This window comes from Ramlibacter sp., assembly GCF_028292805.1.
Classification (GTDB): domain Bacteria; phylum Pseudomonadota; class Gammaproteobacteria; order Burkholderiales; family Burkholderiaceae_C; genus Ramlibacter.
Map to the genome: position 1 here is coordinate 1 of NZ_JAQGLS010000077.1, position 11950 is coordinate 11950.

Sequence of the window (11950 nt, forward strand, 5' to 3'; positions counted from 1 at the left end):
GGTCCGGCACCATCTTGTGGAAGAAGGGCGTCTTCTGTCCCAGCTTGTAGCCGTGGCGGATGGCGCGCCGGATGATGCGGCGCTGCACGTAGCCGCGCCCTTCGTTCGACGGGATCACGCCGTCGGCCACCAGGAACGACGTCGCGCGGATGTGGTCGGCGATCACCTTCAGCGAAGGATTCGACAGGTCCTCGACGCCGGTCTCGCGGCCGGCTGCCGCAATCAGCGCCTGGAAGATGTCGATCTCGTAGTTGCTGTGCACGTGCTGCAGGATCGCCGCCAGCCGCTCCAGCCCCATGCCGGTGTCGACGCAAGGCGCCGGCAGCGGACGCAGCGAGCCATCGGTCTGCATGTCGAACTGCATGAACACGTGGTTCCAGATCTCGATGTAGCGGTCGCCGTCCTGGTCCGGGCTGCCGGGTGGGCCGCCGGCGATCTCCGGCCCGTGGTCGTAGAAGATCTCGGAGCACGGGCCGCACGGGCCGGTGTCGGCCATCATCCAGAAGTTGTCGCTGGCGTACCTGGCGCCCTTGTTGTCGCCGATGCGCACCACGCGTTCCGGCGGCAGGCCGATGTCCTTGGTCCAGATGTCGTAGGCCTCGTCATCGTCGATGTAGACGGTGGCCCACAGCTTTTCGGCCGGCAGCTGGTAGACCTGCGTCAGCAGCTCCCAACCCCACTTGAGCGAATCGCGCTTGAAGTAGTCGCCGAAGCTCCAGTTGCCCAGCATCTCGAAGAAGGTGTGATGCCGCGCCGTGTAGCCCACGTTCTCCAGGTCGTTGTGCTTGCCGCCGGCCCGCAGGCAGGCCTGCACCGAGGCGGCGCGCACGTAAGGGCGCTTGTCGGTGCCCAGGAACACGTCCTTGAACTGCACCATGCCGCTGTTGGTGAACATCAGCGTCGGATCGTTGCCCGGCACCAGCGGGCTGGAAGGCACCACCGCGTGCCCCTTGCCCTGGAAGAAATCGAGGAAGGTCTGGCGGATGTCGGCGACGGTGAAGTTGGGAGTGCTCATAAGGGTCCAGCTGGACCTTCGATTATAGGTTTGGCCCCCCCGGCGCCACGTCGTGCCCGCGCAGCCGCTGCCACAGCCAGGCCAGCCCGGCCCGGGTGTCGCCGCGCGAGCCCTGGTTGCGCGGCACCAGCGCGGTCCAGCCGGCGCCCTCGCGCCGGGCCACCAGGAAGGAAAAGCTGTAGTGCGGCTCCTGGCCCATCCGCAAGTCGGTGGCCCAGGCTTGCCCATCCCGCTCGTGCAGCCGGTAGAAGCCGTGGGTGAAGTGCGCCAGCCTGCGCACGCTGTCCAGGCCGCCGAGCTGCTCGCGCAAGCGCGGATCGCCCCCCAAGCGCTGCAGCCGCAGCGGCCGGCCGCCATCGAGCAGCGAGTAGAAGCCTTCGTCGTAGCTGCCGTCGGGGTGCATGGCGACCACCCGCCACAGCACGGTGTTGAACGGGCTGGGGGTCACCAGCAGCGGCGCGGCCGCCACCCCACGCGCGGCCAGCGCCTGGCGCGCCACGCCGGTCACGTGCCACTGGGCCGCCACGCTCCAGGCCAGGTAGGCGGTGGACAAGGCCAGCCCGAGCCGGTTCCAGCCGATGCCGCGCCATTCCCGCCGCGCCAGAGCCACACCCAGCCCCAGCAGCAGCGGCACGCTGTAGAGCGGGTCGATGATGAACATGCTGCCCACGCCGAACGGGTGGTCGGTGAACGGGTGCAGCAGCTGCGTGCCGTACACCGTCATGGCGTCCAGCAGCGGGTGCGTGACCAGCGCCAGCCAGATCGCCAGCCACCAGCGCCCGAAGTTGGCGCGTTCGCGGTGCAGCGCGGCCGGCACGGCCGCCAGCGCCGGCGCGGCCAGCGTCAGCCAGAACAGCGAATGGCTGAAGCCGCGGTGCATGGTCATGTTGCGCAGCGCGTCGCCGTGGTCGATGAACACGTCCAGGTCCGGCAGCGTGCCGGCCAGGCCGCCCCAAAGCGCGGCCTTCCAGACGGCGCTGCGGCGGCCCATGGTCGCCACCCCGACGGCGGCGCCCAGCGCCAGTTGAGAAAGGGAATCCACGGGACAAGCGTAGCGCATGCGGCGGCCTTCTTTGGTGCAGACTGGCCCCCATGCCGTTCGCGCCCGTCATTCGCAGCCTGCTGGACACCGACCTTTACAAGTTCACCATGTGGCAGCCGATGCTGCACCGGCACCCGCGGACCCAGGCGCGCTATCGCTTCGTCTGCCGCACCGCCCCGGCCTTTCCGCTGGCCAACCTGCTGGCCGAAGTCGAGCTGCAGCTGGACCACCTGTGTTCGCTGGCGTTCCGAGGCGACGAGCTGGCGTACCTGGGCAGCCTGCGCTTCATGCGCAGCGACTTCATCGACTTTCTGCGGATCTTTTCGTTCCAGCGCGACTTCATCCACGCCAGCGCCCAGGGCGACGAGCTGGTGATCGAGGCCATCGGCCCGCAGGTGCACGTGATGGGCTTCGAGATCTTCGTGCTGTCCATCGTCAACGAGCTGTACTTCCGCCGCTTCGATGCGGCGGCGGCGCAGGCCGAAGGCCGCCGGCGACTGCAGGACAAGATCGCGCTGCTGCGCCAGTTCGACACCGCGCCGGCCCTGGCGCATCCGTTCGAGTTCTTCGATTTCGGCGTGCGCCGCCGCTACGCCGGCGCCTGGCAGCGGGAGGTGGTCGCGACGCTGCTGCAGGCTGTCCCGCAGTTCTTCAAAGGCACTTCCAACGTGCTGCTGGCGCGCGACCTGGGCACGGTGCCGATCGGCACCATGGGCCATGAGTACCTGCAAACCTTCCAGGGGCTGGGCATGCGATTGCGCGACTTCCAGCGGGCGGCGCTGGAGGAATGGGTGCAGGAATACCGGGGCGACCTGGGCATCGCCCTGACCGACACCGTGGGCATGGCCGCCTTCCTGGCCGATTTCGACCTGTACTTCGCCAAGCTGTTCGACGGCCTGCGGCAAGACTCGGGCGACCCGGTGGCCTGGGGCGAGCAGGCGCTGGCGCACTACGCGCGGCTGCGCATCGATGCGCACGGCAAGCGGCTGGTGTTCTCGGACGGCCTGGATCTGCCACGCGCACTGGCGCTGTATCGCCACTTCGGCGACCGCACCCAGCTGGGCTTCGGCATCGGCACCAACCTGACCAACGACGTCGGCCTGCAGCCGCTGGCCATCGTGATGAAGCTGGTCGAGGCCAACGGTCAGCCGGTGGCCAAGCTGTCGGACACGCCGGACAAGGCGCTGGCCACCGACGAAACCTTCCTGGCGTATCTGCGGCAGGTGTTCGACATGAAGGGGCGAGGGCAAGCGCAATGACAAAGGGCCTCCCGCGGGAGGCCCTCGTCACGGCCAGCGCGAAGCTTACTTGCGCGCGGCAATCGCCTTTTCGGCGGTGTTGACCAGGTCGGCGCCGATGGTGGCCTTCCACTTGGCGTAGACCGGGCGGGTGGCCTTGACGAAGGCTTCACGCTCGGCTGGCGACAGGCTGGTGACCGTCACGCCCATGCCGGCGATGTCCTTGAGCAGCGGCTTGTCGGCTTCGGTCAGGCCCTTGCGCGCCAGCACGATTTCCTGCTTGCCGGCGTCGATGGCGGCTTGCCGCACGATCTCCTGGTCGGCCTTCGACCACGACGCCCAGACCTCCTTGTTGACCACGAAGATCAGCGGGTCGGCCACGTAGCCCCAGGTGGTCACGAACTTCTGGCCCACGGTGTGCATCTTGAGCACCGTGAACAGGAACAGCGGGTTCTCCTGGCCGTCGACGGCGCCGCTGGCCAGTGCCGGCTGCGCATCGGCCCAGCTCATTTGCGTCGGGTTCGCGCCCAGCGCGTTGAAGGTGTCGGAGAACAGCGGCGAGCCCACGACGCGGATCTTCATGCCCTTGAGGTCGCCCGGCGTCTTGATCGGCTTCTTGCTGTTGGTCAGCTCGCGAAAGCCGTTCTCGCCCCAGGCCAGCGGCACGGCGCCGGCCTTGTCGACGGTGGCGAAGATGCGCCTGCCCACTTCACCCTGCGTCAGCGCGTCCACGGCCGCGTAGTCGGGCATCAGGAACGGCAGCGAGAAGATGTTCAGTTCCTTGACCTGCGGCGACCAGTTGATGGTGGAGCCGACGGCCATGTCGATCACGCCCTGGCGCAGCGCGCTGAACTCGCGCGTCTGGTCGCCCTGGATCAGCGAGACGCCGGGAAACAGCTTGATGTTGATGCGGCCTTGCGTGCGTTCCTTGACCAGGTCGGCCCAGATCTTGCCGGCCATGCCCCAGGGCGTGGGCGGGCCGAGCACCAGCGACATCTTGTATTCGGCCTTGTAGGCGGCTTGCGCCATGGCGGTGGTGGCGAAGCCAAGGGCCGTGGCGGCCATGGCCAGGCCAAGAAGGGTGCGGCGGAATGTCATGGGAGTCTCCTATGTGTTGATTGAACGAACGAACGGCCGAAAAGCGAACCTCGAAAACCCTCGTCGGATGACGATTCAATACCCCAGCACCCGCGGCAGCCACAGCGCCAGCTCGGGGAACGCGATGACCAGCACCATCACCATGGCCATGGACACCAGCATCCAGCCGACCCAGCGGATGGTGCTCTCCATCGGCACCTTTGCGATGCGGCACGACACCATCAGGTTGACGGCCAGCGGTGGCGTGAACTGGCCCAGCGCCACCTTGAGCGTGAGGATGACGCCGAACCAGACCGGGTCCCACTTGTAGTAGGTCATGATCGGCAGCAGCAGCGGCACGAAGATCAGGAAGATCGAGACGCCGTCCAGGAACATGCCGACGGTGACCAGCAGCAGGATCAGCAGCGTCAGCACCCCGTACTCGCCCAGGCCGGAGTTGACGATGGCGCGGGCCACCGGGTCGATCACGCCCAGCGTGGACAGCGAGTAGGCAAAGATGCCGGCCAGCGCCACCACCAGCAGGATCACCGCCGACAGCTCGCCCGACTCGCGCAGGATCACGAACAGGTCGCGCACCTTGATCGTGCGGTAGATCACCATGCCCACGAACAGCCCGTAGAACACCGCCACCACGGCGGCTTCGGTCGGGGTGAACCAGCCGGCCCGCATGCCGCCCAGGATCAGCACCGGCGCCGCCAGGCCCCAGCTGGCCTCGCGCAGGCTGCGCCAGAAGGCCGGGCGCGGCAGCGTCGCCTCCAGCTGGCCCATCTTGTGGCGGCGCGCCAGCCAGACGGCCGGCACCATCAGCGCCAGGCCGGCCATCACGCCGGGGATCATGCCGGCGGCGAACAGCGCCGGCACCGAGGCGCCGGGCACCAGCACCGAGTAGATGATGAAGGCCACCGAAGGCGGAATCAGGATGTCGGTGGCGGCGGCGGCGCCGACCACGCTGGCCGAGAACGACGGCGGGTAACCGGCGCGGCTCATGGCCAGGATCATCACGCCGCCCACGGCCGCGGCGTTGGCCGGACCCGAGCCCGAGATGCCGCCCAGGAACATCGCCACCGCGATCGCCACCAGCGGCAGCATGCCGGGGCCGCGGCCGACGATGGCCACGGCGAAGTTCACGAGCCGCAGTGCCACCCCGGAGCGGTCGAAGATCGATCCCACCAGCACGAACATCGGCACCGCCAGCAGCGGGTACTTGCCCAGCCCGGCGTAGAAGTTCTGCGGCACGGCCAGCAGGCCGAACCACTGCACGTCCGCGTTGGCGATGGCGATGCAGACCGCGCCGGCCAGGCCCAGGGCGGCGCCGATCGGCACGCCCAGCATCAGCATCGCCAGGAAGGCGACGAACAACAAGGTCGCGATCATTCGCGGCGGCCCCGGCGAACGAACAGGCCCAATGCCCGGCCGGCGATCGCCACCGACATCACCGGCAGCCAGACCGTGTACCACCACTGCGGCACGCCGATGCCCGGCGAAGTCTCGCCGAAACGAAAGTCGTCCCAGGTGACGCGGGCGCTCAGCACGGCGACCACGGCGAACAGCACGAACACCATCAGCGAGCCCAAGCGGGCCAGCGTTCGCTGGCGCGCCAGCGGGCCGTTGTCGGCGAAGTACTCGATGCGGATCATGCGGTTGCGCGCCACGGCGGCCGAACCGGCGACCAGCGCCAGCACGATCATCAGGAACACCGAGAACTCCTCGGTCCAGGCGAACGACTGGCTGCTGAAGTAGCGCACCAGCACGTTGGCGAAAGTGATCAGCGCCAGCAGCGCCATCACGATCACCGTCAGCCAGTCTTCGATGGCGAGCGGCACCACCGTGCGCTCGTCGGGATGCGTCTGCGGCTCGCCGGGAATGGGGTCGGGCAGTTCGGGCAACGACATGCTCAGGCCGCCAGGCCGCGCGCGGCGGCGGCGATGTCGCCAGCGGTGACGCGCGACTGCGCCTCCAGCACCGGGGCGTAGCCCACCGGAATGCGCGGCGCGCCCAGGCGCCGGACCTTGCAGCCGGCCACCGTCTCGGCCACGGTCGCCGCGATCTCCGCGCCGAAGCCGGCCGCCTGCACCGCCTCGTGCACCACCAGCAGGTGCTTCGTTTTCGCGGCGGAGCCGAGCACGGTGGCCCGGTCCCACGGCCAGATGCTGCGCAGGTCGATCAGTTCGGCCGCGATGCCCCACTGGGCCAGTTCGTCGCAAGCCTGCTCGCAGGCCTGCAGCTGCCGGCTCCAGCTGACGATGGTGACGTCCAGGCCCGGGCGCAGCACGCGCGCCTCGCCCAGCCTCGCCTCCAGCGCCGCGTCGACCTCGCCGGTGGCGCCCCACAGCGTCTTGTGTTCCATGTAGACCACCGGGTCGCCACTGGCCAGCGCCGCGCGCAGCATGGAGTAGTTGTCCTGCGGCGTCGCCGGGCAGAGCACCACCACCCCGGGCAGGTGGGCGAACCAGCTTTCCAGCGACTGCGAGTGCTGCGCCGCCGACGAGTCCCAGATGCCGATCGGCATCCGCACCACCATGGGCACGCGGCCCTGGCCGCCGAACATGAAGCGGTTCTTGGCGGCCTGGTTGACGATCTCGTCCATGCCGCAGAGGGCGAAGTCGACCACGCGCATCTCGACGACGGGCCGCAGCCCGGCCAGCGCCATGCCGACGCCTGCGCCCAGGATGGCGGCCTCGCTGATCGGCGTGTCGATCACCCGCTGCGCGCCAAAGCGCGCCTGCAGGCCCTTGTACTGGCCAAAGATGCCGCCGCGGCCGACGTCTTCGCCGAGCACCACGACGTTGGCGTCGGCTTCCATTTCATGCGTCACCGCCAGCACGGCGGCCTCGGCATAGGTCATCACCGCCATATGCCGGCTCCGGTGGTCTGCACGTCGGTGAAGGCGGCCTCCGGCTGCGGCCACTCGGCCGCGTCGGCGGCGGCCATGGCGGCCAGCACTTCCTCTTGCGCCTCGCGTTCGATGCGGGCCAGTTCGCCGGCCGACGCACCGGGCAGCGCCAGGTACTGCCCGCGCGCGCGGGCGATGGGATCGGTCTTCAAGGCTGCTTCCAGTTCCGCTGCGTCGCGGTAGGCGGCCGGGTCCACGGAGACGTGACCCTTGACGCGGTAAGTGATGGCGTGCAGCAGGCGCGGGCCCTGGTCGGCGCGCACTTGCGCCACCAGCCGGCCCGCCGCCTCGTGCACGGCGAGCACGTCGTTGCCGTCGACCTTGGTCGCCGGGATGCCGAAGCTTTCGGCCCGGGCCGAGGCGCCCTCGCCTGCGATCATCGGCGCGCTGGCGGTGGTGGCGCTCCAGCGGTTGTCCTCGCAGACGAACAGCACTGGCAGGCAGTACACCTGGGCCCAGTTCAGCGCCTCCAGGAACGGCCCGCGGTTGATGGCGCCATCGCCGAAAAAGCAGGCGGTGATGCCGGCGCGTGCCATGCAGCCCCCAGGCGTCGGCACGCCGTCGCCGCCCCCCGGGGGCGACCAGGCGGCCTGGGAGCGGCCCGGCACCGCCCTGAGCAGCTTTTGCGCATGGGCGGCGCCGACGGCGATCGGCAGGCCGGCCGCCACCACGCCGTTGGCGCCCAGCATGCCGACCGAGAAATCGGCGATGTGCATGGAGCCGCCCTTGCCGCCGTTGAAGCCGGCGGCCTTGCCGAACAGCTCGCACATCATGCGGGTGAGGTCGGCGCCCTTGGCCAGGGTGTGGCCGTGGCCGCGGTGGGTGGAGGTGAGATAGTCCTCCAGCCCCAGGTGGGCGCAGACGCCGGCCGGGACGGCCTCCTGCCCGGTGGACAGGTGCAACGGGCCACGCACGCGGGCGGTGCCGTCGGCGGACTTGCCGTAAGCGCTGACTCCTCCCTGGCTGGCCTGCTCCGCCGCATTCTCGAAGGCCCGGATGCGCATCATGGTGCGGACCAGTGCCGCCATGGTGGCTGCTGCGATGCTCACGGGTGTCCCTAATTGATCTTGTTGCTGAGCAGCATTCTAGGGGCGGGGGTGTTGCGCTTTGCTACGCAGGACCCGCTAAGGGAATACCACTACCCTGGTCATTGCAGCTCACTCCTGCTGCCCGACCTGCTCTCCCGGATACAGCACGATGACCCGCGCCTTTGCCGGATTCGTCGCATGCCGCTCCCGCAACAACCACGTGCGCACGAACTCGGCCACCGTCTTGCGCCCGGCGTCAGCCGCCAGCTGCCGATAGGCCGGCGACTCGGCGCGTGTTTCCAGCTGCGGCGAGATGCCGCGCAGCAGCTCCACCGAGCTCTCCGTGGCGTTGAAGCGGGCCCAGCCTTGGCGCGTGTGGTGCTGCAGATCACGGGTGTCGAAGGCCACCGGCAGCGACGGCCTGACGGGGCCGGCGCGCACCACCCAGGCATCGCCGGAGCGCTCGATTGGCCAGGCCTTCTGCATTTCGATGTGGTAGCGGTAGACCGTGCGCAGCTGCAGCCAGGTTTCGGTCGTGCCCAGCAGGGGCAGCTCCACGCCCAGCAGGTTCTTCACGTCTTCGCGGCGGAAGCGCTCGTACACCGTGACGCTGGCCACCTCGAGCCGGCCGCCGGGCGTGGGCATGACGACCGGCATGCCGCTGGTGGCGTCCTGCCGGGCGCTGGTGCTGAACAGCGACAGCGCGGGCCCGGGCTGCGCGAACCACCAGCCGGCGGCCGCGGCGGCGGCAACCAGCAAAATCACGAGCGAGGGTCTGTGCTTGAGCATCGTGCGGGCAGCGTAACTGATAGAGTGATTCCATGCGAAACCTTCCTCTCGGCCGCACCGGCCTGTTCGTCTCCGAGCTCTGCCTCGGCACCATGACTTTCGGCGGCAGCGAGGGCATGTGGGGCAAGATCGGCACGCTGCAGCAGGCCGACGCCGAGCGGCTGATGGGCCAGGCCCTGGACGCCGGCATCAACTTCATCGACACCGCCGACGTCTATGCCGAGGGCGCCTCGGAGCAGATCACCGGGCAGGCGCTGCGCAACCTGAAGGTGCCGCGCGAGAACGTCGTCGTCGCCACCAAGGTCTACGGCGAAACCGGCCCCGGCATCAACAAGGGCGGCGCCACCCGCAGCCGCATCCTGGACGGCGTCAAGGCCAGCCTCAAGCGCCTGCAGCTGGACCACATCGACCTGTACCAGATCCACGGCTTCGACCCCGTCACGCCGATCGAGGAGACGGTGCGCGCGCTGGACCAGCTGGTGCGCCACGGCCACGTGCGCTACATCGGGGTTTCTAACTGGGCGGCCTGGCAGATCGTCAAGGCGCTGGGCATCGCCGAGCGGCTGGGGCTGGCGCGCTTCGAGTCGCTGCAGGCGTACTACACGGTGGCCGGCCGCGACCTGGAGCGCGAGCTGGTGCCGATGCTGCAAAGCGAAGGCCTGGGCCTGATGGTGTGGAGCCCGCTGGCCGGCGGCTTCCTGAGCGGCAAGTACTCACGCGAGCAGGAGGCGGCGCAGTCGCCCGAGCAAGGCAGCCGGCGGCTGGCGTTCGACTTCCCGCCGGTGGACAAGGAGCGCGGTTTCGCCTGCATCGACGTGATGCGGGCGATCGGCGAGGCGCAGGGCGTGAGCGTGGCCCAGGTGGCGCTGGCCTGGCTGCTGCACCAGCCGCAGGTGACCAGCGTGATCGTCGGCGCCAAGCGCCCGGACCAGCTGGCCGAGAACATCGCCGCGACCGAAGTGCGGCTGTCCGCGGACGACCTGGCGCGCATCGACGCGGCCAGCAAGCTGCCGCAGGAATATCCGGGCTGGATGCTCGAGCGGCAAGGCGACATCCGCCGCCAGCAACTGGCCGCCACCCGCCGCTGACCCTTTGTCTTCCGCCCTCCCCCTCGGGGGGAGGGCCGGGGCGGGGCGCTCCCCTCCCCCAGCTCACCGCCCTTGCCTCACTCCCATGTTTCAACTATATTTGAAACATGAGATCTTTCTCTCCCCTTCCAGAAACCGCCCCCCTGGCCGAACCCGACGCCGTGCGCGCGCTCGCGGCCCTGGCGCAGGTCCAGCGGCTGCGGGTGTTCCGCGCCCTGGTCGTCGCCGGCCCGGAAGGGCTCACCCCCGGAACCATCGCGCAGGCCCTGGCCGTCGCGCCCAGCGCCCTGTCCTTCCACCTCAAGGAGCTGGCGCACTCGGGCCTGGCGAGCGCCGAGCAGCGCGGACGCAACATCGTCTACCGCGCGAACTTCGAGCGCATGAACGGGCTGCTGGCCTACCTCACCGAACACTGCTGCGATGGCCAGCCGTGCGAAGTCTCCGCGGCGCCCTGCTGCGACCGCGACTGATCACAAGGAGCAACCATGAAGCGCTTTCACGTCCACATGCACGTCGACGACCTGGCCCGGAACATCGCCTTCTATTCCGCCATGTTCGGCCAGCAGCCGGCGCGGGCCGAAGGCGACTACGCCAAGTGGATGCTGCAGGACCCGCCGGTGAACTTCGCCATCTCCACCCGCGGCGCCGCAACCGGCATCGACCACCTGGGCATCCAGGTCGAAACCAGGGAGGAGCTGGAAGCGATGAAGTCGAACGCGACCCAGGCCGACATGACGCTGCTGGACGACGGCGAAACCAGCTGCTGCTACGCGCGCAGCGACAAGTACTGGATCACCGATCCGCAAGGCATCGCCTGGGAACAGTTCCAGACGCTGGATTCGATTCCCGTCTTCAGCGAAGCGCCCAAGGCGGGCGCGAGCGCAACCGCCTGCTGCGCGCCCGCTGCCGCGTCGGTCGCCTTCGTCAAGACCCGTCCCGCCCAGGACGCCAAGGCCTGCTGCTGAGTCCGTCCATGAGCGTCCACGCTCCTAGAAGAACGCCTGGTCGCCTCCGACAGCCGATGCCGGGGATCCGCCACCGGATCGCGGAGCGATGAAGCGGCCGCTGGCCGCCGCGCTGCTGGCCGAGTTCCTGGGGACGGCCGGCCTGCTGTGCGCCGTGATCGGCTCGGGCATCATGGCCGAGCGATTGAGCGGCGGGAACGTCGGCATCACCCTGCTGGCGAACACCCTCGCCACCGTGTTCGCGTTGTACGTCCTGATCGAGGTCCTGGCCCCTGTCAGCGGCGCGCACTTCAATCCCGTGGTGACGCTGGCGTTGTTCGCCAGGCGCCTGTTCTCCCCGGCGGCAAAAGCGGCCGTGCCCCTGTACATCGTCGCGCAGCTGTCCGGCGCGGCGGCGGGCGCGTGGCTCGCCAACGCGATGTTCGAGCTGCAGCTCGTGCAACTGGCATCGAAGGTGCGTGGCGGCTGGGGCCAGTGGCTGGGCGAGTTCGTCGCCACGGCGGGGCTGATGGTGGTGATCCTGCGGGCGCCGGCTGGGCGCGGCGCCGGGCTGGTCGCCTGCTACATCGGCGCCGCGTACTGGTTCACGTCGAGCACGTCGTTTGCGAATCCGGCGGCGGTGGCGGGCCGGATGCTGTCAGACAGTTTCGCGGGGATTGCGCCGCAGAGCGCCTTGGGGTTCGTCGGCGCTGAACTCGCGGGGGGTGCGGCTGGGTGCCTGGTGGCTTGGGCGCTTGGGCGGCAGGTGGTCGAGGTGGAAGCGCCGGCAGGCTGATGCGCCGCTGAAGTGGAGC

13 protein-coding genes are annotated in these 11950 nt (G+C 69.3%); 5 read left to right on the plus strand and 8 right to left on the minus strand.

The window, feature by feature from the left end:
- Both alaS and JWP65_RS04095 read right to left on the minus strand, forming a co-directional pair.
- Nucleotides 1-1015, minus strand: a 1015-nt coding sequence (alaS, locus tag JWP65_RS04090) for an alanine--tRNA ligase (protein ID WP_299760605.1), incomplete at its 3' end; no start/stop codon positions are given.
- A gap of 22 nt (nt 1016-1037) precedes the next feature.
- Entirely contained in the window at nt 1038-2057 is a 1020-nt protein-coding gene (locus tag JWP65_RS04095) for a metal-dependent hydrolase (RefSeq protein WP_299760607.1), read from the minus strand.
- A 50-nt stretch (nt 2058-2107) separates the two neighbouring features.
- Here JWP65_RS04095 and pncB point away from each other — a divergent pair, with 50 nt between their 5' ends.
- The gene (gene pncB / locus JWP65_RS04100; protein ID WP_299760609.1) at nt 2108-3316 is read left to right on the plus strand and encodes a nicotinate phosphoribosyltransferase; all 1209 of its coding nucleotides are present in this window, start codon (nt 2108-2110) and stop codon (nt 3314-3316) included.
- A 45-nt stretch (nt 3317-3361) separates the two neighbouring features.
- Here pncB and JWP65_RS04105 read toward each other — a convergent pair whose 3' ends face one another.
- From JWP65_RS04105 to JWP65_RS04130, 6 genes are all read right to left on the minus strand, one after another.
- Nucleotides 3362-4393: a DctP family TRAP transporter solute-binding subunit gene (locus JWP65_RS04105; protein ID WP_299760611.1), complete on the minus strand. Its 1032-nt coding sequence runs from the start codon at nt 4391-4393 to the stop codon at nt 3362-3364.
- A 75-nt stretch (nt 4394-4468) separates the two neighbouring features.
- Nucleotides 4469-5767 (minus strand): TRAP transporter large permease, encoded by a 1299-nt coding sequence (locus JWP65_RS04110; RefSeq protein WP_299760613.1) that lies wholly within the window; start codon nt 5765-5767, stop codon nt 4469-4471.
- Nucleotides 5764-6285 (minus strand): TRAP transporter small permease, encoded by a 522-nt coding sequence (locus tag JWP65_RS04115; protein ID WP_299760615.1) that lies wholly within the window; start codon nt 6283-6285, stop codon nt 5764-5766. Before JWP65_RS04115 ends, JWP65_RS04110 begins: the two co-directional genes overlap by 4 nt.
- Nucleotides 6286-6287: 2 nt before the next feature.
- Nucleotides 6288-7247, minus strand: a complete 960-nt coding sequence (locus JWP65_RS04120) for a transketolase C-terminal domain-containing protein (protein WP_299760617.1) — start codon at nt 7245-7247, stop codon at nt 6288-6290.
- A complete protein-coding gene (locus JWP65_RS04125; protein ID WP_299760629.1) occupies nt 7238-8314 on the minus strand; it encodes a thiamine pyrophosphate-dependent dehydrogenase E1 component subunit alpha in 1077 nt (358 codons plus the stop codon). The genes JWP65_RS04120 and JWP65_RS04125 overlap by 10 nt, the downstream gene beginning before the upstream one ends.
- 129 nt (nt 8315-8443) lie before the next feature.
- Nucleotides 8444-9103 (minus strand): hypothetical protein, encoded by a 660-nt coding sequence (locus JWP65_RS04130; protein ID WP_299760619.1) that lies wholly within the window; start codon nt 9101-9103, stop codon nt 8444-8446.
- A 32-nt stretch (nt 9104-9135) separates the two neighbouring features.
- Here JWP65_RS04130 and JWP65_RS04135 point away from each other — a divergent pair, with 32 nt between their 5' ends.
- From JWP65_RS04135 to JWP65_RS04150, 4 genes are all read left to right on the plus strand, one after another.
- The gene (locus JWP65_RS04135; RefSeq protein WP_299760621.1) at nt 9136-10191 is read left to right on the plus strand and encodes an aldo/keto reductase; all 1056 of its coding nucleotides are present in this window, start codon (nt 9136-9138) and stop codon (nt 10189-10191) included.
- 107 nt (nt 10192-10298) lie between these two features.
- Complete coding sequence (locus JWP65_RS04140; RefSeq protein WP_299760623.1) at nt 10299-10661, plus strand: helix-turn-helix transcriptional regulator; 363 nt, start codon at nt 10299-10301, stop codon at nt 10659-10661.
- 15 nt (nt 10662-10676) lie between these two features.
- Nucleotides 10677-11156, plus strand: a complete 480-nt coding sequence (locus tag JWP65_RS04145) for an ArsI/CadI family heavy metal resistance metalloenzyme (RefSeq protein WP_299760625.1) — start codon at nt 10677-10679, stop codon at nt 11154-11156.
- 88 nt (nt 11157-11244) lie between these two features.
- On the plus strand, nt 11245-11931 hold the full coding sequence (locus JWP65_RS04150) for an aquaporin (protein ID WP_299760627.1): 687 nt from the start codon (nt 11245-11247) through the stop codon (nt 11929-11931).
- The last annotated feature ends 19 nt before the right edge of the window (nt 11932-11950 follow it).

What these genes read in the sequence shown, in the direction of transcription:
- pncB (WP_299760609.1), top strand. Translation starts at nt 2,108, where the DNA reads ATGCCGTTCGCGCCCGTCATTCGCAGCCTGCTGGACACCGACCTTTAC.
- JWP65_RS04105 (WP_299760611.1), bottom strand. Translation starts at nt 4,393, where the DNA reads ATGACATTCCGCCGCACCCTTCTTGGCCTGGCCATGGCCGCCACGGCC.
- JWP65_RS04110 (WP_299760613.1), bottom strand. Translation starts at nt 5,767, where the DNA reads ATGATCGCGACCTTGTTGTTCGTCGCCTTCCTGGCGATGCTGATGCTG.
- JWP65_RS04115 (WP_299760615.1), bottom strand. Translation starts at nt 6,285, where the DNA reads ATGTCGTTGCCCGAACTGCCCGACCCCATTCCCGGCGAGCCGCAGACG.
- JWP65_RS04120 (WP_299760617.1), bottom strand. Translation starts at nt 7,247, where the DNA reads ATGGCGGTGATGACCTATGCCGAGGCCGCCGTGCTGGCGGTGACGCAT.
- JWP65_RS04125 (WP_299760629.1), bottom strand. Translation starts at nt 8,314, where the DNA reads ATGGCGGCACTGGTCCGCACCATGATGCGCATCCGGGCCTTCGAGAAT.
- JWP65_RS04130 (WP_299760619.1), bottom strand. Translation starts at nt 9,103, where the DNA reads ATGCTCAAGCACAGACCCTCGCTCGTGATTTTGCTGGTTGCCGCCGCC.
- JWP65_RS04135 (WP_299760621.1), top strand. Translation starts at nt 9,136, where the DNA reads ATGCGAAACCTTCCTCTCGGCCGCACCGGCCTGTTCGTCTCCGAGCTC.
- JWP65_RS04140 (WP_299760623.1), top strand. Translation starts at nt 10,299, where the DNA reads ATGAGATCTTTCTCTCCCCTTCCAGAAACCGCCCCCCTGGCCGAACCC.
- JWP65_RS04145 (WP_299760625.1), top strand. Translation starts at nt 10,677, where the DNA reads ATGAAGCGCTTTCACGTCCACATGCACGTCGACGACCTGGCCCGGAAC.
- JWP65_RS04150 (WP_299760627.1), top strand. Translation starts at nt 11,245, where the DNA reads ATGAAGCGGCCGCTGGCCGCCGCGCTGCTGGCCGAGTTCCTGGGGACG.